At 67.5% G+C, this 26,770-nt stretch carries 23 protein-coding genes and 1 pseudogene; 12 read left to right on the top strand and 12 right to left on the bottom strand.

The annotated features are described in order from the left end of the window. The first annotated feature begins 68 nt into the window (after positions 1 to 68). On the top strand, positions 69 to 842 hold the full coding sequence (locus LRS53_RS16935; RefSeq protein ID WP_231356670.1) for a hypothetical protein: 774 nt from the start codon (positions 69 to 71) through the stop codon (positions 840 to 842). Here the strand turns inward: LRS53_RS16935 and LRS53_RS16940 are convergent, their stop codons facing one another. Then, on the bottom strand, positions 843 to 2,063 hold the full coding sequence (locus tag LRS53_RS16940; RefSeq protein WP_231356671.1) for a pyridoxal phosphate-dependent aminotransferase: 1,221 nt from the start codon (positions 2,061 to 2,063) through the stop codon (positions 843 to 845). 160 nt (positions 2,064 to 2,223) lie between these two features. Here LRS53_RS16940 and zapE point away from each other — a divergent pair, with 160 nt between their 5' ends. From zapE to LRS53_RS16955, 3 genes and pseudogenes are all read left to right on the top strand, one after another. After that, positions 2,224 to 3,324 carry a cell division protein ZapE gene (zapE, locus tag LRS53_RS16945; RefSeq protein ID WP_231356672.1) on the top strand — a complete coding sequence of 367 codons (1,101 nt, stop codon included), beginning with the start codon at positions 2,224 to 2,226 and terminating at the stop codon, positions 3,322 to 3,324. Positions 3,325 to 3,422: 98 nt separating this feature from the next. Then, positions 3,423 to 4,286 carry an MBL fold metallo-hydrolase gene (locus tag LRS53_RS16950; protein ID WP_231356673.1) on the top strand — a complete coding sequence of 288 codons (864 nt, stop codon included), beginning with the start codon at positions 3,423 to 3,425 and terminating at the stop codon, positions 4,284 to 4,286. A gap of 302 nt (positions 4,287 to 4,588) precedes the next feature. Next, positions 4,589 to 4,738, top strand: a pseudogene (locus LRS53_RS16955) (general stress protein); the annotation flags it as partial. 66 nt (positions 4,739 to 4,804) lie between these two features. Here LRS53_RS16955 and LRS53_RS16960 read toward each other — a convergent pair. Both LRS53_RS16960 and LRS53_RS16965 read right to left on the bottom strand, forming a co-directional pair. Then, positions 4,805 to 5,257: a DUF421 domain-containing protein gene (locus tag LRS53_RS16960; RefSeq protein ID WP_017642480.1), complete on the bottom strand. Its 453-nt coding sequence runs from the start codon at positions 5,255 to 5,257 to the stop codon at positions 4,805 to 4,807. 8 nt (positions 5,258 to 5,265) lie between these two features. Then, the gene (locus LRS53_RS16965; protein WP_184291632.1) at positions 5,266 to 5,757 is read right to left on the bottom strand and encodes a hypothetical protein; all 492 of its coding nucleotides are present in this window, start codon (positions 5,755 to 5,757) and stop codon (positions 5,266 to 5,268) included. 108 nt (positions 5,758 to 5,865) lie between these two features. Between LRS53_RS16965 and LRS53_RS16970 the strand changes: the two genes are divergently transcribed. After that, positions 5,866 to 6,315: a DMT family transporter gene (locus LRS53_RS16970; protein WP_231356816.1), complete on the top strand. Its 450-nt coding sequence runs from the start codon at positions 5,866 to 5,868 to the stop codon at positions 6,313 to 6,315. Here LRS53_RS16970 and LRS53_RS16975 read toward each other — a convergent pair. The 4 genes from LRS53_RS16975 to LRS53_RS16990 all read right to left on the bottom strand — a co-directional run bounded on the left by LRS53_RS16975 (position 6,312) and on the right by LRS53_RS16990 (position 13,109). Beyond that, positions 6,312 to 8,816, bottom strand: coding sequence for a sulfite reductase flavoprotein subunit alpha (locus tag LRS53_RS16975; RefSeq protein ID WP_231356674.1), 2,505 nt, complete (start codon positions 8,814 to 8,816; stop codon positions 6,312 to 6,314). The two genes, LRS53_RS16970 and LRS53_RS16975, sit on opposite strands and share 4 nt — an antisense overlap. Further along, a complete protein-coding gene (locus tag LRS53_RS16980) occupies positions 8,801 to 9,484 on the bottom strand; it encodes a Fe2+-dependent dioxygenase (RefSeq protein ID WP_160923661.1) in 684 nt (227 codons plus the stop codon). Before LRS53_RS16980 ends, LRS53_RS16975 begins: the two co-directional genes overlap by 16 nt. A gap of 64 nt (positions 9,485 to 9,548) precedes the next feature. Then, positions 9,549 to 11,765, bottom strand: coding sequence for a TonB-dependent receptor (locus LRS53_RS16985; protein WP_231356675.1), 2,217 nt, complete (start codon positions 11,763 to 11,765; stop codon positions 9,549 to 9,551). A 180-nt stretch (positions 11,766 to 11,945) separates the two neighbouring features. Next, entirely contained in the window at positions 11,946 to 13,109 is a 1,164-nt protein-coding gene (locus tag LRS53_RS16990) for a type III PLP-dependent enzyme (protein ID WP_007159636.1), read from the bottom strand. Between the two features lie 459 nt (positions 13,110 to 13,568). Here LRS53_RS16990 and LRS53_RS16995 point away from each other — a divergent pair, with 459 nt between their 5' ends. Further along, positions 13,569 to 14,462: a DMT family transporter gene (locus LRS53_RS16995; RefSeq protein WP_231356676.1), complete on the top strand. Its 894-nt coding sequence runs from the start codon at positions 13,569 to 13,571 to the stop codon at positions 14,460 to 14,462. A 320-nt stretch (positions 14,463 to 14,782) separates the two neighbouring features. On the opposite strand, the gene amn is transcribed toward LRS53_RS16995, so the two are convergent. The 3 genes from amn to LRS53_RS17010 form a co-directional block, all read right to left on the bottom strand. Next, on the bottom strand, positions 14,783 to 16,255 hold the full coding sequence (gene amn, locus LRS53_RS17000; protein ID WP_093250511.1) for an AMP nucleosidase: 1,473 nt from the start codon (positions 16,253 to 16,255) through the stop codon (positions 14,783 to 14,785). A 72-nt stretch (positions 16,256 to 16,327) separates the two neighbouring features. Further along, a complete protein-coding gene (locus LRS53_RS17005; protein ID WP_231356677.1) occupies positions 16,328 to 18,073 on the bottom strand; it encodes an ABC transporter ATP-binding protein in 1,746 nt (581 codons plus the stop codon). Continuing rightward, positions 18,070 to 19,803 (bottom strand): ABC transporter ATP-binding protein, encoded by a 1,734-nt coding sequence (locus LRS53_RS17010; protein WP_231356678.1) that lies wholly within the window; start codon positions 19,801 to 19,803, stop codon positions 18,070 to 18,072. The genes LRS53_RS17005 and LRS53_RS17010 overlap by 4 nt, the downstream gene beginning before the upstream one ends. Before the next feature lie 179 nt (positions 19,804 to 19,982). Between LRS53_RS17010 and LRS53_RS17015 the strand changes: the two genes are divergently transcribed. From LRS53_RS17015 to LRS53_RS17030, 4 genes are all read left to right on the top strand, one after another. Then, on the top strand, positions 19,983 to 20,780 hold the full coding sequence (locus tag LRS53_RS17015; RefSeq protein WP_231356679.1) for a hydroxymethylpyrimidine/phosphomethylpyrimidine kinase: 798 nt from the start codon (positions 19,983 to 19,985) through the stop codon (positions 20,778 to 20,780). Next, positions 20,777 to 21,406 carry a thiamine phosphate synthase gene (gene thiE / locus LRS53_RS17020; RefSeq protein WP_231356680.1) on the top strand — a complete coding sequence of 210 codons (630 nt, stop codon included), beginning with the start codon at positions 20,777 to 20,779 and terminating at the stop codon, positions 21,404 to 21,406. The genes LRS53_RS17015 and thiE overlap by 4 nt, the downstream gene beginning before the upstream one ends. Before the next feature lie 20 nt (positions 21,407 to 21,426). Beyond that, on the top strand, positions 21,427 to 22,713 hold the full coding sequence (gene hemL, locus LRS53_RS17025; protein ID WP_064308514.1) for a glutamate-1-semialdehyde 2,1-aminomutase: 1,287 nt from the start codon (positions 21,427 to 21,429) through the stop codon (positions 22,711 to 22,713). 212 nt (positions 22,714 to 22,925) lie between these two features. Beyond that, complete coding sequence (locus tag LRS53_RS17030; protein WP_017642492.1) at positions 22,926 to 23,471, top strand: tetratricopeptide repeat protein; 546 nt, start codon at positions 22,926 to 22,928, stop codon at positions 23,469 to 23,471. Between the two features lie 12 nt (positions 23,472 to 23,483). Here the strand turns inward: LRS53_RS17030 and LRS53_RS17035 are convergent, their stop codons facing one another. Together LRS53_RS17035 and LRS53_RS17040 are read right to left on the bottom strand one after the other, a co-directional pair. Beyond that, on the bottom strand, positions 23,484 to 23,819 hold the full coding sequence (locus tag LRS53_RS17035) for a DUF1820 family protein (protein WP_007159644.1): 336 nt from the start codon (positions 23,817 to 23,819) through the stop codon (positions 23,484 to 23,486). Positions 23,820 to 23,883: 64 nt separating this feature from the next. Then, the gene (locus tag LRS53_RS17040; protein ID WP_231356681.1) at positions 23,884 to 24,780 is read right to left on the bottom strand and encodes a LysR family transcriptional regulator; all 897 of its coding nucleotides are present in this window, start codon (positions 24,778 to 24,780) and stop codon (positions 23,884 to 23,886) included. A 119-nt stretch (positions 24,781 to 24,899) separates the two neighbouring features. On the opposite strand from LRS53_RS17040, the gene LRS53_RS17045 reads away from it, so the two are divergent. Both LRS53_RS17045 and miaB read left to right on the top strand, forming a co-directional pair. Continuing rightward, positions 24,900 to 25,304, top strand: coding sequence for a RidA family protein (locus tag LRS53_RS17045; RefSeq protein WP_231356682.1), 405 nt, complete (start codon positions 24,900 to 24,902; stop codon positions 25,302 to 25,304). An 86-nt stretch (positions 25,305 to 25,390) separates the two neighbouring features. Further along, complete coding sequence (gene miaB, locus LRS53_RS17050; RefSeq protein WP_231356817.1) at positions 25,391 to 26,764, top strand: tRNA (N6-isopentenyl adenosine(37)-C2)-methylthiotransferase MiaB; 1,374 nt, start codon at positions 25,391 to 25,393, stop codon at positions 26,762 to 26,764. Positions 26,765 to 26,770 lie beyond the last annotated feature (6 nt).

Below are 26,770 nucleotides of genomic sequence, written 5' to 3' on the forward strand. Positions count from 1 at the left end.
AATAACGAAAATAAAAGCTGGCCCAGGCCCTGCAATAGCCTGATCGTCAACCACCGCAGGAGTCATCCATGCCTACCAATACCCAAACCCTCGTGATCGGGACCTTCGCCCTGCTGTCCGTCAGCGGCCTCGTCCTAGCACAGACCGCGCCCGCCGCCATCACCACCACCGCTGCCAGCGCCCAGATTCCCACCCAGCAGGGCCAGCTCAAGCAGTTCCTTCTCAATCCCCGGGGCGATATCGACGGCCTGATCCTGGCCGACGGCACCGAGGTCAACACCCCGCCGCACCTGTCCGAGCAACTGGCCGCCACCTTCAAGCCAGGTGACAGCATCAACGTCGCCGGCCTGCGCGCCGCCAGCCTGCCGCTGGTCCAGGCGGTCTCCCTGACCAATGTCCAGACCGGCAAGACAGTCACCGACGAAGGCCCCGAGCGCAGCGGCAAACCGCGTCCGCCGCCGCCCCGTCCGGGCGCCGAACGCGATAACGACAGCCTCCAGGGCCAGATCGTCCAGCTGCTGCACGGTCCCCGTGGCAACGTGAACGGCGCCCTGCTGCAGGACGGCACCGCCCTGCGTCTGCCGCCCCACGAAGCGCTGCGCCTGCAAGCCCTGCTCAAGCCTGGTCAGAGCATCGCCGCTCGCGGCGAGCTGGTGGCCAATGCCCAGGGCCGTGCTTTCCGGGTCAGCGCCCTGGGCACCGATGCCAACTCGCTGCAGGCCCTGGACACCCCGCCGGGGCCCCGCGGTCCCGGTCGTCTGCCGCCGCCCCCGCCCCCTGGCGTTCAGCCGGTCGCGCCGGGTGCCCAACCGCTGGCGCCGCCCGCTCCGCCGGCCGGCTGATCAGACCAGCAGTCGCTGGGTCGCCTCGGCGATCCGGCGGCAGGCTTCCTCCAGCACCTCCCGCGAGGTGGCGTAGGAAACCCGGAAGTAAGGCGCCAGGCCAAAGGCTGAGCCTGGCACCACCGCCACCCCGCCCTCGTCCATGAGGTAGCGGGCAAAGGTCGTATCGCTGTCGATCACCTCCCCGTTCGGCGTCCGCCGCCCCAAGACCCCCGCGCAACTGGCGTAGACATAGAAGGCCCCTTCGGGCCGCCGCGCCGACAGACCCGGCACCGCATTCAAGGCATCCACCACCAGATCCCGCCGCTCGTGAAACATCTCGCAGCGCTCGCGCACGATGTCCTGCGGCCCATCCAGGGCGGCGATGGCCGCGGCCTGGCTGACCGAGCAGGGGCAGGAGGTCACCTGGCTCTGCACACTGGCCATGGCCTGAATCAGCGCCCGCGGCCCCCCGGCATAGCCCAGCCGCCAACCGGTCATGGCGTAGGCCTTGGAGACGCCGTTGATGGTCAGGGTCCGCTCGCGCAGCCGTGGCTCCAGCGCCGCCGGGGTGACGAAGCGAAAGCCGTCGTAGAGGATGTGCTCGTACATGTCGTCGACCATCAGCCAGACCTGCGGATGGCGCAGCAGCACCTCCAGCAGCGGCCGATAGTGTTCCTCGCCATAGGCCGCCCCCGAAGGGTTGGACGGCGAGTTGAGCATCACCCAGCGGGTACGCGGGGTGATGGCCGCCTCCAGGGCCGCGGCGGTCAGGCGAAAGCCGTCTTCCTCGCGGCAGGGCAGCACCACCGGCGTGCCACCGAGGATGGTGACGATGTCGGCATAGGTCACCCAGAAGGGCGCGGGGATGATCACCTCGTCACCCGCGTCCAGGGTCGCCATCATGGCATTGAAGATCACCTGCTTGGCACCGGCCGAGGCGGTCACCTCGTCCTGGGCGAACACCAGGTCGTTCTCCCGGGCGAACTTGCGGCGGATGGCCTCCTTGAGCGCCGGGCTGCCGTCGAGCACCGTGTACTTGGTCTGGCCGGCGCGGATGGCCTGGATCGCCGCCTCCTTGATGTGCTCCGGGGTATCGAAATCCGGCTCGCCCGCACCCAGCACCAGCAGATCGGCGCCCTGGCGGCGCAGGGCATTGGCCCGCTCGGTGATCTTGAGGATCTCGGAGACGCCCACGGAGGCGAGGCATTGGGCGAGGTGCAGGGTGGAAGCGGCGGCCATGACAGGGCTCCAGGCAGAGATGAAAGCAGGTGCCGGCGGCGTCCGGCAGCGTCGTCTCGCACTATCGAACCGCCGCGGCCGGCCTTCAAACGCTATAAAGGACTCATGTCATTCCGCTGGGGCATGGTCTGCTGCCGGCCCGGGCGCTAGAGTGGCGGCCATGTCCAATGCCCGCTCTCCCCTCGCCGCCTACCACCGGGCCCTGGCCCAGGGCGACCGCCTGCCCGATACCGCCCAGGAGGCCGCCGCCCAGCAGCTGGAAGCCTGCCATGCGGCGCTGCTGGCGGGCCGCCCGGCACGCGGTCTCTATCTCTGGGGTCCGGTCGGCCGCGGCAAGACCTGGCTGCTGGACCTGTTCCACGCCAACCTGCCGGTGCCCGCCCGCCGCCAGCACTTCCATCACTTCATGCGCTGGGTGCACCAGCGCCAGTTCCAGCTGGCCGGCACCCGCGATCCCCTGCAGGTGCTGGCTCGGGAACTGGCCGCCGAGGTGCGGGTGCTGTGCTTCGACGAACTCTTCGTCAGCGACATCGGCGACGCCATCCTGGTAGGCGGCCTGCTGCGCGCCCTGCTGGACCAGGGCCTGGTGCTAGTGGTCACCTCCAACCAGCCGCCGGAGCAGCTCTATGCCGACGGCTTCAATCGCGAGCGCCTGCTGCCGGCCATCGCCGCCCTCCAGGCGCAGCTGGACGTGCTGGAGGTGGACGGCGGCCAGGACCACCGTCTGCATGAAGGCCAGGCCGAACCACGCTATTGGGTGGACGATACCGCCGCCCTGGCCGCGACCTTCGCCCAGCTCACCGTCGGCCAAGCCGCGACCGATGAGCCCCTCGCCCTCGGCGAGCGCCTGTTGCCGGTTATCCAGCGTGCACCCGGGGCGATCTGGCTGGACTTCGCCACCCTCTGCCAGGGCGCCTGGGCGACCACCGACTACATCGATCTCTGCACCCGCTTCCCTGCCCTGCTGCTGGGCGGCGTGCCTTGCCTGTCCGGTGATCCCCGCGCAGGCCGCATCGCCCGCGGCACCGAAGACGGCGCGACGCGGGTCCTCGCCGGCGACCGCGAACTGCCGCGCCTGGCGCCCCAGGACGACGCCGTGCGCCGCTTCATCGCCCTGGTCGACGAAGCCTACGACCGCCGCCGCCCGCTCTACCTGAACGCCGCCGTGCCCCTGGAGCAGCTGTACACCCGCGGCTTTCTGGAATTCCCTTTCCGCCGCACCCTGAGCCGGCTACGGGAGATGCAGCAGGCGCGGTACTAGGCGGACCCGAACGATCGCCCTGCGGCGACGAGGCACGCCACGGAGCGGCAGGGCCCCGTGTTAAGGTGGGACGTCCTTTCTCTTCACGAGGCCTGGTCATGACTCCGCGCATCGAACCCTTCTTCGACGCCACCACGTCCACCTTCACCTATGTGATCTACGAGGCGCCCGGCAGTCGCTGCGCCATCGTCGACTCGGTGCTGGACTACGATCCGCATTCGGGCCGCACCGCCACCCTCTCGGCGGATCGCGTCGCTCGCTTCGTAGGCGACCAGGGGCTGACGGTGGAGTGGCTGCTGGAAACCCACGCCCACGCCGACCACCTTTCCGCCGCGCCCTATCTGCGTCGGCAACTGGGCGGCCGCATCGCCATCGGCGAAGGCATCCGCCGCGTCCAGGGTGCCTTCAAGGACGTCTTCAACCTGGAGCCGGAGTTTCGCCTCGACGGCTCCCAGTTCGATCACCTGTTCCAGCCCGACGAGGTCTTCCATATCGGTGCCCTCAGCGCCCGCGCCCTGCATGTGCCTGGCCACACCCCGGCCGACATGGCCTATCAGGTGGAAGAAGAGCACGTCTTCGTCGGCGACACCCTGTTCATGCCCGATGTCGGCTCGGCCCGTTGCGACTTTCCCGGTGGCAGTGCCCGTGACCTCTATCGCTCGATCCGCCGCCTGCTGACCCTGCCGGAGGCCACCCGCCTCTACCTGTGCCACGACTATCCGCCAGCGGGCCGCGAAGCGCGCCACGAGACCACCGTGGGCGAAGAGCGCGCCCTCAATGTCCACGTTCGCGATGGCGTGGACGAAGACGCCTTCGTCACCCTGCGCACCCGCCGCGACGCTACTCTGTCCATGCCGACCCTGATCCTGCCGGCGATCCAGGTGAACATCCGTGCCGGCACCCTGCCGCCGGCCGAGGCCAATGGCCGGCGCTACCTGAAGATTCCCATCGACGGTTTCTAGCGCAGGCACCATCCGTCGTACAAGCCAATAGCCACAGGAATTGGACGCAGCGACACCGCTGCGCCCAGGCTTTTCCGGGCGGGGCAAACCTGGCGCACCTTGCAACCCAGCGGCCAGGTTGGACAGGCCTTCGGCCAAAGCTAGATACGGTCCAGACAGTGGCCCCTGGCCAGCGACCGCCCATCCTCCGACCGGGAAACCTTGCCACGTTCGCCCCTCCATACCAGGGCAGGCAATGCGTTCTGCACTACATTCCCACGAGAGGTAGAGCGACCATGACCACCAAGCAATCGAATTCCAATCCAGGCAACTTCGCCAATGATCGCGAGAAAGCCGCCGAAGCCGGCAGCAAGGGCGGTCAGAACAGCGGCGGCAGTTTCGCCAATGACCGCGAGAAAGCGTCCGAGGCCGGTCGCAAGGGCGGTCAGAACAGTGGTGGCGGCCAACGGTAACCCGGCGTCATTCAGACCATGACCAAGGGCAGGATCATCCTGCCCTTCCTGCCCTTCACCTCTCCGTTACTTCGCTCCGGGCTCGGGTATCACCGAGATCTGCCCATTCTTCTCCAGCACCGCGAAGCGGATCTGCTCCAGCCGCTCCAGCCCCTGACTCTGCCGCGCCGCTTCGAGGATGTCCTCTTCGGTCAGGCGGGCCTTGCGCAGCCGCGCCGTCAATGGCTTGCCGTACTCCACTACGATCAGCGGCACGCCATCGAGAAAGCGCCCCACCTTGGGTGAGCGCTCCTTGAACAGCGAAAGCAGGATGTCGATCAGCACCAGGGTGGCGATCACCACGAAGGCGTTGATCACCGAAAAATCATCCCCCAACAGCGCCTGCTGGGTCGCCTCGCCGATCACCAGCAGCAGGACGAAATCGAAGGTGGTGATCTCCGACAGCGCCCGGCGCCCGGTGATGCGAAAGAGCACCAGCAAGAAGACGTAGATCGCGGCGGCGCGCAGGACGGATTCCATGGCAGTTCCTAGGGATAGACGAAGGCGGAGAGTTCCAGGGGTGGCTGGCCGGGTCGCAGGATGCGCCAGTCGACCGTGCCCAGGGCGTCAGGACGCAGCGCCAGGTGCACGCGATTCGACCCCGTACCGCCGGCCAGTTCCAACCAGAGCACCCCGTCGCTACTGGTCATGCGCAGGGGCTGCGGATAGAGAGCTTCCACCGTCCAGTCGACCACCAGGCGTTCGTCGAGGCCGACGCGGTTGACGCCGGGCGCGAGTTCCAGGGTCAGGGTCGCCGCTGCCCCGCGGCGCTGGAAACGCTCGTAGTCGACCCTGAGCTGGCCATCGTCGCTGATTCGGGTCGCCTTGGCCCAGGGCCCGCCACTGGCGAACAACCCGGCCAGGGCCAGCGCCACGAACAGGGCCAGCAGTACCCAGCCCAGCCGCTCGCAGCGCCAGATCCAGCGTTGCAGGCCCGGCTCCTCGCGGATCGGCAAGCGCTTCTCCAAGGGTGACGCCATGACGGTTGCTCCGGAATGCGATAGCCCTTGGAGCCTGACCGAAGGTCGCCGGTTCGACCGCTTCGCCCCACCCTGGGGCATACTGCGCGCCCCCTTTCGCCTGGAGTCCTGTCGATGCCCGTCTGGTGGCTGCTCGTCCTGCCCTTCATCGCCGGTGCCTGCCTGCCGCTGCAGGCCGGCATCAACGGTCAACTGGCCCGCCAGCTGTCCAGTGTCTTCGCCGCGGCGTCCATTTCCTTCCTGGTCGGGCTACTGGCCCTGCTGGGCCTGACGCTCTGGCAGCGCGGTGTCCCCACCCTGGGGGCCTTGCGCGAGCTGCACTGGTGGCACTGGTGCGGCGGTCTGCTGGGCATGTTCTTTATCGCCATGGCCGCCTTTGCCGGTCCGCGCATCGGCGCCACCCTGTTCATGGCGCTGGTGATCGCCGGCCAGCTGGCCATGTCCCTGAGTCTGGATCACTTCGGCTGGGCCGGTTTTCGTCAGGACTCGGTCACCCTGGGCAAGCTGGCCGGCGTGGTGCTGATCGGCGCCGGCGTCTGGTGCATCGCCCGGGCCTAGTAGAGATCGCGGCGGTAGCGATCATCCTCCAACAGCCGCTGGACCTCGGCCTCGCCGAGCAGCCCCTGCAGGGTGGCGTGCACGCCACGCCCCAGCCCTTGCAGACTGCCGCAGACCATGATCACGGCATCCGCCGCCAGCCAGTCCAGCAGCAGGTCCGCCTGCGCGCTCAGGCGCTCCTGCACGTAACCGGCGCCGTCCCGCGAGAACACCCGGTCCAGCCGGGCCAGCTCGCCTTGCGCCTGCCAGGCATCCAGCTCCGCTCCATAGAAATCGTCGTGCGCCGCCGTGCGTTCGCCAAACAGCAGCCAATTGCGCCGGTGTCCGGCGGCGATGCGGGCGGCCAGCAGCGGGCGTACCCCGGCCAGGCCGGTACCGGCGGCGATCAGGATAAGTGGGCGCTCATCCAGCGGCGGCCGGAAGCCGGGATGGGCGCGTAGCCGCGCCTGTACCTGGTCACCGGGTCGTAGCGCCGTGGTCAGCCAGCCGGAGGCGATGCCCAGGCGGCCATCCGCCTTGCGCTCCTGGCGTACCAATAACCGCAAGGCGCCTTCGCCGGGCAGCGAGGCGATGGAGTACTGACGTACGGCGAGCGGCTTCAGGGCGTCGACCAGGGCCTGGGCGTCCAGGCCCGGCAGCGCGGTCTGGTCTTCCGGCAGCAGACGGGTTTCCAGAGCCGTCGCCAAGGTGAGCGTCACACCCCCGATCTCGACCCTGCTGTCAGCGGCCAGGCCCAGGGGCTGCAGCCAGGCCGCAACGCGCTCGGCGCGCTGGCGCGGCGCGATCTCCAGCAGGTCACCCGGTGCCCAGTGGCTTCCAGGCGGTGGCCGCAGCTGCAGCTCGAAGGCAGCTCCGCCGGGGCTGCCGGCGTTGAGCCGCTGCACCGCCGCCAGCTGCCAGGACTGCAGCGGACGCTCGGGTGGTGGCTCGGCACACGCAGCGCCCAGGGACTGCAACTGCCCCTGCCAGACGGCGAGCGCCAGGGGATCGCCATTGTCCACCTCCACCGGGGCGAACAGTGATCGGGCGCCCTGCCCAGCCAGCCAGGCGTCCAGCCGACGGGCGAAGGCGCAGTAGGCCGGATAGCGCCGGTCGCCCAGGGCCAGCACCCCATAGCTCAGACTTGGCAGCGTCGCCGCCTGGGTCAGCATGCGCCGCTCGAAGCCACGCGCGGCATCCGGGGCCTCGCCGTCGCCGTGGGTGGCGACGACGAACAGCGCCCGGGTGGCCTGCTGCAGCCGCTCCACCGAGAGACGCCCGAGCGCGACCACCTCGGCGCTCAGCCCCGCCGCCTGCAGCTGGCCGGCGGCCTGCCAGGCCAGCGCCTCGCCCTGGCCACTCTGGCTGGCATAGCCGATCAGCCAGTCGGCGTTCCCTGCCGCGGCCGGTGTGAGCCCGCTCTGCGCCTGGCGCGCCTGGCGGCGTTTGCGCCGGCGATCCAGATAGAGCCAGAGCCCGGTCACCATGAACAGCGGCATGGCCAGGCTGGCGAGCAGCAGGGCGATCCGGCCCGCCAGGCCGAAGTACTCCCCCGAATGCAGGGCGTAGACGCTGAGCAACAGCCGGGCACCCAGCGGCTGCTCGCGGTAACGGCGATGATCGAGCACCCGCCCCTGCCCATCGAAGACGATGCGATTGAGGGCGCGGAGGTGCTCGGCATCCTCGGGCAGGTACCAGAGGGTGGGATGCCTGACCTTGCGCGCCGGATTGGGCAGCAGCAGGCCGTAGCCCTCGATGCGTCCACCGGTCTCTGCGCGAAAGCTCTGCCAGAGCGCGTCCAGATCCACGTCCTGGCGCGCCACCACCCCCGCAGTCTGGGGCTCCGGGGCGGCGCCGAGCAGGCGCTCGCTGGCCTCGCGGTACCAGTCATAGGACCAATAGAGACCGGTCAGCGCCGCCAGCAGATAGAGCAGCAGGCACCAGGTGCCCGCCACGGCGTGCAGGTCCCAGTGGAAACTGCGCCCACGGCGCGCCCAGTCCAGGGTCAGCCAGGTGCGCCAGCGGCGTACCTGACGCGGCCAGCGCAGGTACAGCCCGGACAGACAGAGCACCAGCAGGATCAGGGTGGCGGCGCCGGTCAGGGCTTTGCCCACCGGTCCCAGGGCCAGGGAGCGGTGCAGGTCAAGGATCAGGCGAAAGAACGCCTGGCCACGGGGCGACGTCAGCACCTCGCCGGTGTAGCGATCGAACAGCTGCACCTCGCCACGGCCCTGACCATTCGCCGGTGCCAGACCGAGCAGGCCGTAGCCCTCCCCCGCCATGCTGGAAACGAAGCTCAACTCCCGATCTGCAGGCACGAGACGCTGCCGCACCTCCGGCAGCGTCAGCGGACGCTGGTCCGGAGCGGCGGTGGTCGATGGCGGATTGAGCAGTTGCAAGAGCTCCAGCTGGAAGCTGTAGAGCGCCCCCGTCACCCCCAGCACCACCAGCACCAGGCCCGCTGCCAGCCCGAGCAGGCTGTGCAGCTGGAAGAGGCCCCTGCGGATCAGGGCTGAGCCCATTGTCGCAGGAGGTTGTGATAGACGCCGGTCAGTTGCAGGCAGGCCTCATGGCCCTGCCCCAGCTCGGCGGCCGCCCGCTGGATGCCCTGGTCGAGTTCGAACAGCTGACTGCGCTGACCGGCATCGCGCACCAGGCTCTGGATCCAGAAGAAGGAACACAGCCGCGCGCCTCGGGTGACCGGCAGCACCCGGTGCAGGCTGCTGGCCGGATAGAGGATCAGGTCGCCGGCCGCCAGTTTGACGCTGTGGGCGCCATAGGTGTCTTCCACCACCAGCTCGCCGCCGTCGTACGTGTCCGGCTCGCACAGGAACAGCGTGGCCGACAGGTCGGTACGCAGATAGCCGCTGCCATCCGGCAGGGCCCGTAGCGCATTGTCCACGTGCAGCCCGAAGGACTGGCCGCCCTGATAAAGATTGAACAGCGGCGGAAACACCCGCGCCGGCAGCGCCGCGGCGACAAACAGCGGATGCCGCGCCAACGCCTGCTGGATCAGTTCACCCACCGCCCGCGCCGCCGGCTCATCCGCCGGCAGCTGCAGATTGTCCTTGGCCATGGCCGACTGGAAACCGGCGGTGTGCTTGCCATCGGCCCAGGCGGCCGCCTCCAGCCGCTGGCGGCACTCCCTTACCTGCTCGGGCGTCAGCACGCCCGGAACGCTGATCATCATTGGCGCTGTTCTCCTCAAAGCCGAAAGCCCCGCGGGTGCAGGGCTCGGCGTCTGGCGGACGACCTTAGAAGCTGTAGGTCGCGGTCAGGATGGCGGAACGGGCATCGCCATATTCGATGGCCGACGACCGGGTGCTCACGCCCAGCTGCGAGCGGACCCGCTCCACATAGTCCTTGTCGAAGACGTTGTTGACGTTGAGTTGCAGGTCGACGTTGCGATTGACGCGATAGCCGACCATGGCGTTGTGCAGCCAGTAGTCGTCGAGTTTGGCGCCGTCGTTGCTGGAAGTGACGTTGCGCTCGCTGACGTAGCGGGCGCCATAGCCCACCCGCCAACCAGCCGGCAGCTCATAGGTGGTCCAGAGATTGAGCGAACGCGGCGGGGTGTTGGCCAGCGCCTGGCCTTCGCGATTGCGTCCATCCAGGGTATCGGCGGCCTTGAGCGTCTCGCTGTCGAGGAAGGTGAAGTTGGCGTAGACGTTCCACTGCGGGGTGATCCGCCCGGTGGCGCCCAGCTCGATGCCCTGCACGCGCTGCTCGCCGGCCAGGGCGGTGCTGCCGTCGGCCAGGGTTTCCCGGGCATTGCTCTTCTCGACGCGGAACAGGGCGCCGTCCAGCTCCAGGCGCCTGTCGAGGAATTCCCACTTGGTGCCCAGCTCCCAGGTCTTGTTCTTTTCCGGACCCAGATCCTGGTTGGCCGCGCTCAGGCCGGCGCCGGTGGAGGTCAGGCTTTCCGCCGAGGGGTTGAAGGAGGTGCCATAGGCCACATAGACACGGCCGTTCGGCGCCGGCTTGAATACCAGGCCAGCGCGCCCGCTCAACTTGGCGTCATCGGAACTCAGCTGGGTCTTGGCCCCACGCACGCCGTTGGCGACCGGGGTGGTGTCGCTGTCACCGTCGAACCAGTCATAGCGCAGCCCCAGGTTCAGATCCCAATACTGATTGAGGGCGATGGTATCGAAGGCATAGATGGCCTTGTCGGTCAGCACGTTGTTGGCGATGGCCGAGGTCTGCTTGTCGGTCGCGCCGTCGTAGCGCTCCGGCGGTGCAGCCAGGGCATAGCCGGCGGCCGGGAAGGTCAGGCCATAGCTGTAGGTGTCGCGGTCGTAGTCCTCGCGAGAGAACTCGGCGCCCAGCACGAAGGAATGGCCCAGGCCGAAGGTATCGACGGTGCCGGTCAGGTTGGTCTGGTTGATCCACATTTCCGAGGTCACGTCGCGGCCATAGCCCTGGGGACCGGCCGGACGATAGCGGCCCGCGGCCACGCCACTCAGGTTGACGTGAGAGGCGGAGATCACCGCGTCGCGTTCGATGCGGCTGTAGCGGGTCAGGTTCTGCAGACTCAGGTTGTCGTTGAAGCGATGCTCCAGCTCCACGGTGAAGACATTGTTATTGATGTCTTCCTTGTCGATGTTCTTGAAGCCGAAATAGGCATCGCGATCCACCCCGCCCAGGCGCTTGCCGTTGAACGCCGGCACCCCGTAGTCGGGCTGGTTGTCGTCGGTCTGGTGGAAATAGCTCAGGGTCAGGCGGGTATCATCCGACAGGCCCAGGGCCAGCGACGGCGCGATGCCCCAGCGCTCGCGGTCGATCTGGTCGCGGCCGGGCACGTCGTTCTCGTGGGCCATCAGGTTCAGGCGAAAGGCGCTGTCGGTACCCACGCCCTGCAGCGGCTGGTTGGTGTCCAGGGTCAGGCGGCGATAGCTGTCGGTGCCGAGGCCCGCGCCGATGCGGGTGAACTGGCGCTCCTGGGGCTTCTTGCTGATCAGGTTGATGGAGCCACCGGTGGTGCCGGCGCCGCCGAACACCGAGTTGGGGCCCTTGATGACCTCGACCGATTCTAGGTTGAAGGTGTCGGTACGGTTGGTCTGGGTGCTGTCGCGCAGGCCATCGATCTGGATGTTCGAGTTGGCGCTGAAGCCACGGATGTTGATGCTGTCGCCGGAGCCGCCGCCGCCCTCACCAGCGTTGAAGGTGATGCCGGAGACGTTGGACAGCACCGATCTCAGACTCAGCGCCTGCTGGTCCTGGATGACCTGCGCGGGAACCACGGTCACGGTCTGCGGGGTGTCCAGCAAGGGGGCGGTGTACTTGCGCGAGGCAGACTGTTCGGCCTTGAAGCCCTCCTGCTGCGCCTGACCCTCGATGGTCAGACTTTCCAGCCGGGTCACCGGCTCCTTGGCGTCCTGGGCCTGTACCCCCAAGGATAGCGAAGCGACGGCGACACTGAAGGTAGAAACCAGCAAACGGCGCTGGGACAGCGAGGAAAGTTCCTTGGACATGATGGCGAGCCGCCTCCTTTTGTGAATGCGGCGCGATTCTATTTGCAAACGATTATCAAATCCATAGCGAATGTAAACTATTCTTAACAAATCCTGACGTTGCTGACAGGCGTCCTGGCGACAGGCATGAAAAAGCCCGCGTCCCTTGCGGGACGCGGGCTCGATCGACGCCCAGAGGCCTTAGAGGTAGAAGGCCTTCAGTGGCGGGAAGCCGTTGAATTCCACCGCGCTGTAGCTGGTGGTGTAGGCACCGGTCGACAGCCAGTACAGGCGGTCACCGCTGGCCAGGTTCAGCGGCAGGCCATACTTGTAGTGCTCGTACATGATGTCGGCGCTGTCGCAGGTCGGACCGGCGATCACCACCTCTTCCATCTCGCCTTTCTTCTCGGTCCAGATCGGGAACTTGATGGACTCGTCCATGGTTTCGATCAGGCCGGAGAACTTGCCCACGTCGGTGTAGACCCAGCGCTCCACGGCGGTTCGCGACTTGCGCGCCACCAGCACCACTTCGCTGACCAGGATGCCGGCGTTGGAGATCAGCGAACGGCCCGGCTCCAGGATGATTTCCGGCAGTTCGTCGCCGAAATCTTCCTTGAGGAAGCGGATGATCTCCTCGGCATAGGTCTCCAGGCTGTTGGTGCGCTGGATGTAGTTGGCCGGGAAGCCACCGCCCATGTTGATCATCTTCAGGGTGATGCCGTCTTCTTCCTTGAGGCGCTCGAAGATCACCTTGACCTTGGCGATGGCGGCGTCCCAGACGTCGATGTCGCGCTGCTGGCTGCCGACGTGGAAGGAGATGCCATAGGGCTCCAGGCCCAGCTGGCGGGCCAGGATCAGCAGGTCCAGGGCCATGTCGGGCTGGCAGCCGAACTTGCGCGACAGCGGCCAGTCGGCAGAGTTGGAGCCTTCGGTGAGGATCCGCACATAGATGCGCGAGCCCGGGGCGGCCTTGGCGATGTTGCGCAGGTCGGCTTCGGAGTCGGTGGCGAACATGCGCACGCCCTTCTCGTAGAAGTAGCGGATGTCCTTGGATTTCTTGATGGTGTTGCCGTAGCTGATGCGCTCCGGCTCGACGCCGGTGGACAGCACCTTGTCCAGCTCGTAGATAGAGGCGATGTCGAAATTCGAGCCCTTGTCGCGCAGCAGCTCGGTGATCTCGATGGCCGGGTTGGCCTTGACCGCGTAGTAGATCTTGGCGAACGGGAAGTTGCCAACGAGATCGTCATAGGCCCGGCCGATGGTGGCGGTGTCGATGACGACGAAGGGGGTTTCCTGCTGGTCGGCGAAGGCCTTCATCTTCTGGAAGGTTTCGCGAGAATAGTAATCTTCGACCTTGATGGACATGCGTCGGACTCCCGATGGGCAGAACAAATTGAAGGAGGGGGTGTTCTGAACGCCTAATCCGTTTCCCCACTTTGGTTCGCCTACTTCCCAAGGCACATCGCCGAAAGCAAAAAGGTCAACGCGTACTGGCGTTGACCTCGCTGTCTCGTCGTCGGTACTTGAGCCGGATGGATCGTTTCCAGCATGGACGTTCGGGCGCGAACTTTAGGGCCAGACGTCCCAGAGATCAATGTTAAATCCGTGATCTTTACCGAACGGTGACGCGTGCGGACTCACCCCCGCTCCTGCAACCGACCGGAGCGGGCGACGAGATGTTCCGGAGGGGCGATGACAGGAGGTTGCCGAGCGGTCTACGCGCGGTCTCGCCCCTCTTCATTACCCTGGCCGGAAACGGCCGGTCTCGCGTCCGCTGCCTCCCCATACTCGCTCGCAGGCATTCAGCGACCGAGGGGAAGGGAAATGGGCAATGGAGATGGACTGCGGCTGGCACTACTGGCGGCGATCTGGGGCGCGAGTTTTCTTTTCATGCGGATCGCGGTACCGGCCTTCGGTGCCTTGCACACCGCCTTCCTGCGCGTGCTGCTCGGCGCCCTGGGGCTGGCCGCTCTGTCACTGCTATTGAAATCCGCCTGGCGCTTCGACGGCAAATTCCGGCGGGTGGCCCTGCTCGGCATCGTCAATTCGGGCCTGCCGTTCCTGCTGTACTGCCTGGCGGCGCGCCACCTCCCGGCTGGCTATTCGGCCCTGCTCAACGCCACCACGCCACTGATGGGCGCCCTGATCGGCTTCGCCTGCTTTGGCGAGGCCCTGAGCCGACGCCAATGGTTGGGCGTAACCATCGGGTTCCTGGGCGTGGCGCTGATCCTGCCCCGAGGCGAGCTGGATACGAGCGCGGCCATGCTGGTCGGCATCGGCGCCTGCCTGCTGGCAACGGCCTGCTACGGCATGGCTGGCTACCTGGCGCGCCGCTGGATCAGCGAGCGTGGGGGGCTCGATGCCACCCTGGTCGCCCTTGGCAGCCAGCTGGGCGCGACCCTGTTCCTCTTGCCGTTCAGTATGGCGGTCTTAGTCATGAATCCCCTTCCCGCCATGCCTCCCATGAGCGCCTGGCTCAGCGTCCTGGCGGTGGGCCTGCTGTGTACGGCGTTGGCCTACATCCTGTATTTCCGGCTGTTGGCCGACCTGGGGCCGTTACGCACCCTCAGCGTGACCTTTCTGGTTCCTCCGTTTGGCGTGCTCTGGGGCTATCTGGTGCTGGGGGAAACCCTGGCACCCAACGCCTTGCTGGGCGCCGTTGTGATAGGTCTGGCGGTCTGGCTAGTGTTACGTGGCGAAGTGAAGACGCGGGCCTAGGTCTGCTGACCATCGCGACCGCTCGGATAGAAATGCGATGTTTTGCTGATCGCGGCCATGGGCCGCGCCTACAGGCACGGAAGCAACCGTAGGAGCGGCCGCATTGGCGGACCGCCATGATCGCGATCAGCCCCCTGGCACCGTAGCGTGGAAAACGGCGCAGCCTTTTCCACGCTACGGTGCCTAAGCGCGCCCTCACCCCAACCCTCTCCCAGGGGGAGAGGGGGTCATCCGAGCGCTGCTAGGCCACCTTCGACTCAAGCGCCTCGCCGTAGGTTGGGTTGAGCGCAGCGAAGCCCAACGCGTCCAACCCCAGCGCCTTACCGGAACGGCGGCTCGTCGAAGCTGCGCAGCTTGCGCGAGTGCAAGGAGTCGAGCTGGGTACGCAGCTGGTCGAGGGCGGCGATACCGATGGCCAGGTGCTGGCTCACCGCGCGGGCATAGAAGGCGTTGGCCGAGCCCGGCAGCTTGATCTCGCTGTGCAGGGGCTTGTCGGACACGCACAACAGGGTGCCGTAGGGCACCCGCAGGCGATAGCCCTGGGCGGCGATGGTGCCGCTCTCCATGTCCACCGCCACGGCGCGCGCCAGGTTGATCAGCGGGCGTTCCTGAGCCCAGCGCAGCTCCCAGTTGCGGTCGTCGTAGGTCAGCACGGTACCGGTACGCAGGCGCCGCTTGAGCGCTTCCCCACGTTCGCCGGTGACGCTGGCGGCGGCCTCCTGCAGCGCCACCTGCACCTCGGCCAGCGCCGGGATGGGAATGTGCGGCGGCACCACGCGGTCGAGGATGCCGTCGCGTCTCATGTAGGCGTGGGCCAGCACGTAGTCGCCGATGGTCTGCGACTGCCGCAGGCCGCCACAGTGGCCGATCATCAGCCAGCAGTGCGGGCGCAGCACCGCCAGGTGGTCGGTGATGTTCTTGGCGTTGGACGGGCCGACGCCGATGTTGACCAGGGTGACGCCATGGCCGTCGCCGGCGATCAGGTGGTAGGCCGGCATCTGGAAGCGGTGCCAGGCGATGGCGGCGATGACCGCCTGGGCCTCGGTGGGATCCATGTCGCGTTCGATGATGACGTTGCCCGGCAGCACCAGGCGCTCGAAGCGCGGATCGCTGCGCAGTTGCTCCAGGCCATGCTGGATGAACTGGTCGACGTAGCGATGGTAATTGGTCAGCAGGATCCAGGGCTGCACGTGGCGCCAGTCGCTGCCGGTGTAGTGAACGATGCGTCTCAGCGAGAAGTCGGTACGGGCGGCATCGAACAAGGCCAGCGGCAGCGGATCGATGCGCTCCCAGTCGTAGTGGCCGTCGGCGATGTCGTCGTGGGCGGCGGAGAGATCGGTGCTGGGAAAGACCCGCGCCAGCTCAGCGGCGGTCACGCCGCTACCGGCCAGTTCGTCGCCCTGCTCCACGACATAGGGGTAGGGGATGTCCTGGCGACTGCGACCGACCTCGACCTGGACGTCGTAGTCGCGCATCAGCGGCTCGAGCTGCTCCAGCAGATAGCCGCGAAAGGCCGCCGGATGGGTCACGGTGGCCACATAGGTGCCGGGCAGCTGGATCTTGGCGTAGGCGCGGGTGGTGGCCGGCGGCACGCCGGGCGCGCGATAGCGGATGCGGATCTCGGGATAGCGGAACAGCTGGCGCTCGGCGGCGCTGGGTTCGACGCGATCCTTGAGATAGCGCTTGAGCGCCGCATCCAGGGCCTGGGTGGCCTCCTGGTGCAACGCCGCGAGCCGGTCGACCGCCTCGCTGGCGGTGGCGACGACGGTGAAATCCTCGGATACGGAGGTCATGCAGGTTTCCTTGTTGGGGCGCTGGCTATAGCTGACACCCTAACACCCCTGGGTGACAACGGCTGTGACGGCTCATAGGGGTTTGTCACCCTGGGCATGCTGTTCCCACAGCCGGCGATAGTGGCCGTCGGGCCGCTGCAGCAGCGATTCGTGACTACCCTCCTCCACCTTGCGGCCGTCGCGCAGCACCAGGATGCGATCGGCATGGCGGATGGTGGACAGCCGGTGCGCCACCACGATCAGGGTGACCTGGCCGCGCAATTCGTCCAGTGCCCCCTGCAGCCGCGCCTCGGTGGCGCTGTCGATGCTGGCGGTGGCCTCGTCCAGCAGCAGTACCTTGGGCTCGCGCAGGAGCGCCCGGGCCAGGGCCAGCAGTTGCCGCTCGCCGGTGGACAGGGTGAAGCCACGCTCGCCCAGCAGGGTATCCAGGCCTTCCGGCAACCGTGCCACCAGGTCGTCCATATGGGCGGCGGCCAGGGCCTCGCGCAGACGCTCATCCGACACCTGGCTGCCCAGCAGCAGGTTGTCCCTGAGACTGGAGGAACGGATGAAGGGCTCCTGGGGCACGCTGGCCAAGGCGGCGCCCAGCACTTCCGGAGTCAGCGTGCCCAGTTCGCGACCGTCCAGGCAGAGGTGGCCGCCGGTGACCGGCTGCAGTCCGGCGAGCAGGTCGAGCAGGGTGGACTTGCCGCTGCCGGTGGGGCCGACGATACCGAGAAAGGTGCCCGGAGCGATGTCCAGGTCGATGCCGTGCAGGGTGTCGTGCCCGGCGCCGGCATGGCGGAAGCGCACCGCGTCGAGGTGGAAGTGCGCGGTCGCGATGGGGCGGTCATCTTCGCCACTCAATGCCGGCTTCTCTTCCAGCAGGTGCAGCAGCCGGGTGCCGGCCACCGTGGCCTGCTGGAACAGGTTGAATCTCTGGGTGATGTCCATCAGCGGCTCGGTCACCCGGCCCAGGTAGGTGACGAAGGCATAGAGCACGCCGATCTCGGCGCCGCCCTGCAGATGCCCCATACCGTAGACCAGCAGCAGCACCGCCAGCACCGCCACGCTGACCAGATCCAGCGCCGAGCGCAGCAGCAGGCCGGAGACGCGGATGGTGCGCATGCGCGCGCCGTACTGGGCCTGGTTGAGCCGCTGGAAATCCTGGCGGAAGCGCTCGGTCTGGTTGAAGGCCTGCAACAGACCCATGCCGCCGATGGCCTCGCCCAGCCGGGCGCTCTGCTCGGCGCGTAGCATCCGCACCTCCATGGCCGCCGCGCCGCTGTATCGCTGATAGGCCCAGACGATCAGCACCGCGGCCGGGATCAGCAGCACGGCGATGGCCATCAGCCGCACGTCGAGCAGGGCCATGGCCACCAGAATGCCGATCAACAGCACGATGTTGCCGACCATGTTGCCGAGAAAGGCCACATAGAGTTCGCGCAGGGCATCGGTGTCGTTGGTGACCCGCGCCACCAGTTCGCCGGTGGCGGTGCGGTCATGGAAGCTCTGCGGCAGGCTCAGCACATGGCGGAACAATCGCCGCCGCTGCAGGAGCACCACGTCCATGGCGATCTCGGCGAATCTCAGGGATTGCAGGTAGCGGCCATAGGCGGCCAGGCCCTGGGAGACCACATAGGCGGCGACCAGGCCCACCAGCGGCCAGAGGCGCAGGTCGTGGGGCACCAGGTAGTTGTCCAGGTAGTGCTTGGTCAGCCAGGGCCCCAGTACGTCGAACAGCGTGGCCATGACCAGGATCGCCAGGGTGCCGGCCAGCTTGCGCGGATTGGCCAGCACCGGCTTGAGCAGCAGGGAAAGCACGCGGGTCTTGGTCATTGGCCGGCCTCCTCCGCCTGCTGCAGATTCCAGAGTCGGGCATAGAGACCACCGGCGGCGAGCAGCTCGCCATGGCGGCCCCGCTCCACCAGGCTGCCCTGGTCGAGCACGATGATCTCGTCGGCGTGCTGCACGGCCGAGAGCCGGTGGCTGACGATCAGGGTGGTACGCCCCTGCAGTCCGGCCAGCGTCTTGAGCAGGCGGGCTTCGGTGGCGGTATCCACCGCCGAGAGGGTGTCGTCCAGCAGCAGGATGGGCGCCGGAGAAAGCAGCGCCCGCGCCAGGGCCACCCGCTGGCGCTGGCCGCCGGAGAGGGTCAGGCCGCGCTCGCCCACCGGGGTATCCAGGCCTTGCGGCAGGGCCGCCAGGTCGGTGCCGAAGGCGGCGGCGTCGAGGGCTTCGCGGATCTCTCCGGCGGTGGCGTCGGGGCGGCTGAGGGCGACGTTCTCGCCCAGGGTGCGGGCGAACAGGAAGGGATCCTGGGGCACATAGGCGAACTGGGCGCGCAGGTCGCCCAGCCGGTAGTCCTCCAGCGGCACCCCACCCAGGCGAATGCAGCCCTGCTCCAGCGGAAACTGGCGCAGCAGCAGGCGCAGCAGGGTGCTCTTGCCGCTGCCGGTGGCACCGACGATGCCTAGGGTATCGCCGGCGGGCAGGTCGATGACCACGTCCTGCAAGGCCGGCTGGCGCGCCTGGGGATAGGTGAAGGCTGGGATATAGACCGACAGATCCGCCTGGTCCGGCGGCGTCTGGGTGCCTTCGTCACGGATGCGCTCGGTGACGGCGAACACCTCCTCCAGCCGACGGGCACCCGCTTCGCCGCGCTGCAGCAGGTTGAAGCACCAGCCGATGGCGAACATCGGCCAGATCAGCTGCACCAGATAGAGGCTGAAGCTGGTCAGCTGGCCCAGGGTGATGTGGCCGTCGAGATAGCGCCAGCTGCCCATGACCAGGGTCAGCAGGGTGGCGAGACTCAGGGCGACGAAGATGATCGGCTCGTAGCGCGCCTCGGTGCGCTGCACCTGGTAGTCGGCCTTGGCCACGCTGCGGGCGCGGGCGTCGAAGTCATCCAGCTCGGCTTCGATCAGGGCATGCTGGCGCAGCATGCGTAGGCCGCTGAGGGCTTCCTGGGTACGGTCGTTGAGGGCGGAAAAGCCGGCCAGCGCCAAGCCGAAGCGCTGCTGCACCCGCCGCGCCACGCGATAGAAACCCCAGGCCATGAAGGGAAAGGGCAACAGCGCCAGGGCGGCCAGGGGTGCGTCGATGCCGATGAACATGGCCAGCAGCACCAGCAGCAGGGTCAGCATGCCATCGAAACTGGCCAGCACCCCTTCGCCGGCGGCGGTCTCCACGGCGTCGATGTCCTGGGTGGCGCGGGCCAGCAGGTCACCGGTACGACTGGACTGGAAAAAGCCGGGATCCAGGCGCGCCAGCTTGGCGAAGAAGGCATCGCGCAGCTCCACGCCGACCTGGTAGGAGGTGCCGAACAGGCGCACCCGCCACTGATAGCGGAGCACATAGAGCCCACAGCCGACCGCCACGATCAGGGCGACGCGCCAGAGCAGGCCGGTCTGATCCAGCTCGCCGGCACGCAGGGCGTCGATGGCCTTGCCGATCCACCAGGGCAGGGTCAGGTTGAGCAGACCGACGCCCAGCAGGCAGAGGATGGCCGTCCCGTAGGCACGCCGTTGGCGCAGGAAGAAATCACGCAACAACCGCCACAACGCCATAGAACCGCCTTACCCGAGCAAAGGTGCAGTATATCGGCTACCCAACCGGCAGCGGAGTTCCTTCGTCCCGATCCGGGTCCCATGTCAACGGGTGGCGCGGGGCGCGAGGTCGTTGTAGGGTGCCACTCCCTGCGGCGCCCGGCCGCTGCGCCCCCTTTCCCTTTGCTAGGCTGACGTCCATGACCCTCGAACCCCAACGTCCCGTCGTCCTCTGCCTGTCCGGCCACGATCCGAGTGGCGGCGCCGGGCTGCAGGCCGACATCGAAGCCCTGATCGCCCAGGGCTGCCATGCCGCCCCGGCGGTCACCGCGCTGACCGTGCAGGACACCGTCGACGTGCGGGACTTCCGGGTGCTGGATCGCGAGTGGGTGCTGGCCCAGGCCCGGGCGATCATCGCCGACCTGCCAGTAGCGGCGGTCAAGCTGGGCATGCTCGGTTCGGTGGAGATGGTCGAGACGGTGCTGGAGATCATGGAAGCGCTCCCTGGCGTGCCTTTGGTCTGCGACCCGGTGCTGCGCGCCGGTGGTGGCGGCGCGCTGGGCAAGGACGAGGTCGGCTACGCCATTCGCGAGCGCCTCTTGCCGCGCGCCACCATCGCCACCCCCAACCTGCCCGAGGCGCGCATCCTCGCCGAGTTGCCCGAGGGCACCCCGGAGCAATGCGCCGAGCGCCTGCTGCCCTTTTGCGGCCACCTGCTAATCACCGGCGGCCATGGCGAAGAACACGAGGTGCACAACCGCCTCTATGACCGTGCCGGTGGCTGCGAGACCCATGTCTGCCAGCGCCTGCCCGGCAGCTACCACGGCTCCGGCTGCACCCTGGCCAGTACCCTGGCCGGGCGCCTGGCCCTGGGCGAAGCCCTGCCCAGCGCGGTACGCAGCGCCCTGGACTACACCTGGCGCACCCTGAGGGACGCCGAGCGCCCCGGTCGCGGCCAGTACGTGCCGCGGCGCCTGCCACTGGACTTCTGCTCATGAGCCCCCTGCGCGGCCTCTACGCCATCACCGACAGCGCTCTGCTCGCCGAGGGTCGCCTGCTGCCCTATGTCGAAGCTGCCCTGCAGGGCGGTGCACGCCTGGTGCAGTACCGCGACAAGTCAGGGGACGCGAGCCGTCGTCATGACGAAGCCGCGGCTCTTGCCGACCTCTGCCGCCAGCATGGCGCCCTGTTGATCATCAATGACGACCTCGCCCTGGCCCGCCAGCTGGGCGTCGGCCTGCACCTGGGTCAGGAAGACGGTTCCCTGGCCGCGGCCCGCGCCGAACTGGGTGCGGAGGCCATCCTCGGCGGCACCTGCCACGCCAGTCTGGAGTTGGCCGAGGCCGCGGTCCAGGCCGGCGTCAGCTACCTGGCCTTCGGTCGCTTCTTCGCCTCCAGCACCAAGCCGGATGCCCCGCCAGCACCCCTGGAATTGCTCGATCAGGCGCGCAGCCGCTTCGCCTTGCCGGTCTGCGCCATCGGCGGTGTCACCCTGGACAATGCCCCACATCTGCTCGCCCACGGCGTCGACCTGATCGCCGTCGTCCACAGCTTGTTTTCCGCCGCCAGCGCGGGCGAGGTGGAGCGCCGCGCGCGCGCCTTCGCCCGGCTATTCACGGCCTGATCCCCTTCAAGGAGACCCCTATGTCCCGCTCCGCGCAACTCTTCGACCAGGCCCAGCGCCACATCCCCGGTGGCGTCAACTCGCCGGTTCGTGCCTTCAAGAGCGTCGGCGGCACGCCGCTGTTCTTCAAGCACGCCCAGGGCGCCTATATCGTCGACGAGGATGACAAGCGCTATGTCGACTACGTCGGTTCCTGGGGACCGATGATCCTCGGCCACAGCCATCCCGACGTGCTCGACGCCGTGCGTCGTCAGCTGGAACACGGCCTCTCCTACGGCGCCCCGACCGCCCTGGAAACCACCATGGCTGATCTCATCTGCGAGATCGTGCCGTCCATGGAAATGGTGCGCATGGTCAGCTCGGGCACCGAGGCCACCATGAGCGCCATCCGCCTGGCGCGCGGCTACACCGGGCGCGACACCATCATCAAGTTCGAGGGCTGCTACCACGGCCACTCCGACAGCCTGCTGGTCAAGGCCGGTTCCGGCGCCCTGACCCTGGGCGTGCCCAGCTCTCCCGGCGTCCCGGCGGCCTTCGCCCAGCACACCCTGACCCTGGCCTACAACGACCTGGGCGAAGTGGAAGAAACCCTGGCCAAGGTGGGCGACCAGATCGCCTGCATCATCGTCGAGCCGGTGGCCGGCAACATGAACTGCGTACCGCCGGCGCCGGGTTTCCTGGAGGGGCTGCGCAGCCTCTGCGATCGCTACGGCGTGGTGCTGATCTTCGACGAGGTCATGACGGGCTTCCGCGTCGCCCTGGGCGGTGCCCAGGCGCACTACGGCATCCGCCCGGACCTCACCACCTTCGGCAAGATCGTCGGCGGCGGCATGCCGGTCGGCTGCTTTGGCGGCAAGCGCGAGATCATGGAAAAGATCGCCCCGCTCGGCCCGGTCTACCAGGCCGGCACCCTGTCGGGCAATCCGCTGGCCATGGCCGCCGGCCTTACCACCCTGCAGCTGATCCGCCGTCCCGGCTTCCACGCCGAGCTGACCGACTACACCACGCGAATGCTGCAAGGCTTGCAGGACCGCGCCGATGCCGCCGGTGTGCCCTTCGTCACCACCCAGGCAGGCGGCATGTTCGGTCTCTACTTCAGCGGCGCCGAAGACATCGTCACCTTCAGCGACGTCATGGCCAGCGACAGCGAGAGATTCAAGCGCTTCTTCCACCTGATGCTGGACGGTGGCGTCTACCTGGCGCCCAGTGCCTTCGAGGCCGGCTTCACCTCCATCGCCCATGGCGACGAGGAATTGCGCATCACCCTGGACGCCGCCGAGCGCGCCTTCGCCACCTTCAAGGACTAGCACCCGTCTGACAGGTGTCGTTCGTCTCGCCTGTGGAACCTCTCTGCCCCGCCGGCCTCACACACTAGTTGAGTGGCCGGCGTCACGGGTAAAAAAGTTCCGCCGTTGCGCGTAAAGGTTTTGAAAGCGTGCGTCGGCTTGACCCATAATGAGATGTCGGCGCGTTTCGCCGACCGGGTTCTCCGAACCTGCCTCGCTCGTGGAGGCGCTTCATGCACCGCGCTGGTCGTACCCTGTGCGCAGCCCTGATCCTGATGCCCCTGGCCGCCCTGGCCGGAGGCAATTCGCTGCTCGTCCCCAGCACCAGCCGTTGCAACCTGAATCTGGCCAACGAAGCCCTGGCGCAGGCGATCGCCCGCTGCCAGCAGATCGCCCACGACGGCGATTCCCAGGCGCAGTACGAACTCGGTGACTTCTACTACGAAGGCAAGCAGACGCCCAAGGATCTCAACCAGGCGCGCCAGTGGTTCGAGCAGGCCTCGCTCAAGGGTAATGCCGATGCGCAGAATCGCCTCGGCAACATGTTCTTTCGTGGCGAGGGCGTACCGCCCAACAACATCCAGGCCTACATCGTGCTGAAGATGGCCGCCATCAATGGCAACGACGAAGCCATGGACACCGCCGACCTGGTCAGCGCCCAGATGCGCCGTGACGAGCTGGAGATGGCCACCCAGGTGCTGGGCCAGATCTTCCGCGACTATCTGCAGGACATGCAGACCGCAGGCAACCTCAATCCCTTCCAGCCGCCGCAGAACTGACGGCGAGCCTGGTCAGGGCTTGTCGGGCATGGGCATGGGAAACGGCATGACGTTGGTGCCGCCCTTGGCTTCGCTGATCTTGGGCTGGCCCAGGCGCTCCACCTCGTCGATGCGGATGATCGAGTGCATGGGCACGAAGCTGCGCACCACGCCTTCGAATTGCGCCTTGAGCTTTTCCTCGCTCGGATCCACCACCACCTGGGTGCGCTCGCCGAACACCAGCTCCTCGATCTCCAGGAAGCCCCAGAGATCGCTCTGGAAGATCTGCTTGGCGTAGATCTCGAAGACCTGACCCTGGTTGACGAAGATGACCTTGTAGATGGCCGGCTTGCTGGGGGATGAGCTCATGGCGGAGGCGGGTTTCGACGGTTAAAAGAGGGTGGCGAGCATAGCACGCCGGCCTCGACTCCCGTCAGCCGTCGCCTGGGGTTTCCAGCCAGGCCCGCTCGGCGACCAGCGCGCTCACCCAGTCGATGAAGACCCGCAACTTGGCGCTGACGTGACGGTTGGGCGCGAAGGCCAGATACAGCGGCATGGGCGCCACCTGCCAGTCCGCGAACAGCCTGACCAGTTCGCCACGGGCGACGGCCGCCGCCGCCAGGTAGTGCGGCAGGCAGACCACCCCGAGTCCGGCCTGCCCCGCCGCCAGGCAGGCGTTGCCGTCGTCCACCTCCAGGCTGTGCCGGCTCTGCAGCTCCAGACGCTCGGCACCTCGTTGCAGGGCGTAGGGAAAGCCCTTGCCCGCCCCCCAGAGAAACCGCACCACCCGGTGTGGCGTCTCGGCCAGCTCGGCGGGATGAACCGGCGTGCCCTGGGTGGCAAGGTAGGCCGGCGCGGCATAGCAACCCAGTCGCAGCGCGCCGAGCGGCCGGGCCACCAGATACTGCTCGCGGATGCGCCCGCCGCGGATCACGCAATCGACGTTGTCACCGATCAGATCCACCTGGCGATCGCTGACGCCCAGCTCGAGCTGGATATCCGGATAGCGCTCGAAAAATTCCGGCAGAGCCGGGATCAGGATCAGTCGCGCCAGCGGGCTGGGCACGTCCACCCGCAGGCGGCCACGGGGCGTGCGGGTGGCGACCGAAAGCCCCGTCTCGGCATCGTCCACCGCCGCCAGCACGCCCAGGCAGCGGTCGTAATAGGCCGCGCCGTCGGCGGTGACCTGCACCTGCCGGGTGGTGCGATTGAGCAGGCGCACCTGCTGGGTGACGCGGGTGCGGCTGCTGCCGAGGGTCTCGGCCGCGCGGGTGAAGCTGCCGGCTTCCACCACCCGCACGAAGGTCTGCATCGCGGCGAACAGATCCATGCCGATTCCTGAACAGGGGATTGTTTGGATTGTACAAACAATGCTGACCGCCTGGCCGGGTTTATCCCCTGGCGAGCGGCGCCTAAGGTGGCTCCAGCGATCCCTACCGGAGCCCCAGCATGACCCGCGACGTCGTCTTTCCCGCCCAGCGCCACGCCCTCTACGAACAGCACCGCTATTCGCCAGCCATCCGTTCCAACGGCTTTCTCTTCGTCTCGGGCCAGGTCGGCAGCCGCGCCGATGGCTCACCCGAGCCGGAGCTGGAGGATCAGGTCCGCCTGGCCTTCGCCAATCTCGACGCCGTCCTCGCCGCGGCCGGCGCCACCTTTGTCGACGTGGTGGACGTCACCCTGTTCATGGTCGATGCCGAAGCCAGCTTCGAGCGGATCTGGCCGGTGCTGCTGGAGCACTGGGGCACGGCGCCCTACCCCACGGTGACCGCGGTCGGCGTCACCTGGCTGGCCGGCTTTCGCTTCGAAATCAAGGTCATCGCCCGGCTGCCGAAGAGCGCTGCCCAGGCCTAGACCGACCGCCTTCCGGGCGGCTCTTCCCCGTGCGGAAGGCCATCATTATAATGCGCGGTCCACTCGCCACCGACCTCCTGCCGCGCATGTCCAAGAAGCTCTATATCGAAACCCATGGCTGCCAGATGAACGAATACGATTCGTCGCGCATGGTCGACCTGCTCGGCGAACGGGAGCCGCTGGAAGTCACCCAGAATCCGGCCGAGGCCGATGTCATCCTGCTCAACACCTGCTCGATCCGCGAGAAGGCGCAGGAGAAGGTGTTTTCCCAGCTCGGTCGCTGGCGCGAACTCAAGCTGGAGAATCCCGATCTGGTGATCGGTGTCGGTGGCTGCGTGGCCAGTCAGGAAGGCGCTGCCATTCGCGACCGCGCGCCCTATGTCGACGTGGTCTTCGGGCCCCAGACCCTGCACCGCCTGCCGGAGATGATCGACGCCGCGCGCACCACCCGGGCGCCCCAGGTGGACATCTCCTTCCCCGAGATCGAGAAGTTCGACCGCCTGCCCGAGCCGCGCATCGACGGCCCCAGCGCCTTCGTCTCCATCATGGAAGGCTGCAGCAAGTACTGCACCTTCTGCGTGGTGCCCTATACCCGCGGCGAAGAGGTCAGCCGGCCGCTGGACGACGTCCTCGCCGAGATCATCCACCTCGCCGAGCACGGCGTGCGCGAGGTAACCCTGCTGGGCCAGAACGTCAATGGCTATCGCGGCGCCACCGGCGACGGCCGCATCGCCGACTTCGCCGAGCTGCTCTATGTGGTGGCGGCGGTGGATGGCATCGACCGCATCCGCTACACCACCTCGCACCCGCTGGAATTCTCCGACGCCCTGATCCAGGCCCACGCCGAGATCCCGGAGCTGGTGAAATTCGTCCACCTGCCGGTGCAGGCCGGTTCGGATCGCATCCTGGCGGCCATGAAGCGCAACCACACGGCGCTGGAATACAAGTCACGCATCCGTAAGCTCAAGGCGGCGGTGCCCGACATCTGCATCAGCTCGGACTTCATCGTCGGCTTCCCCGGCGAAACCGAGAAGGACTTCGAACAGACCATGAAGCTGATCGAGGACGTCGGTTTCGACTTCTCCTTCTCCTTCATCTACAGCGCCCGTCCGGGCACCCCGGCGGCGGACCTGGTCGACGACACCCCTGACGAGGTCAAGAAGCAGCGCCTGCAGATCCTGCAGACGCGTATCCACCAGCAGGGCTTCGAGATCAGCCGGCGCATGGCCGGCAGCGTCCAGACCATCCTGGTCAGCGACTTCTCCAAGCGCGATCCCGGCATGCTGCAGGGTCGCACCGAGAACAACCGCATCGTCAACTTCCGTTGCAGCGACGCCAGCCTGATCGGTCAGTTCGTCCAGGTGCACATCGACGAAGCCCTGCCGCACTCCCTGCGCGGCACCCTGCTGGCCCCCGTCGCCAGCGGTGCGCGCCCGCCCGTCGCCGTCGCGCTGGCCTGATGGATG

It is taken from the genome of Pseudomonas sp. PLB05 (assembly GCF_021106615.1).
Classification (GTDB): domain Bacteria; phylum Pseudomonadota; class Gammaproteobacteria; order Pseudomonadales; family Pseudomonadaceae; genus Chryseomonas; species Chryseomonas benzopyrenica.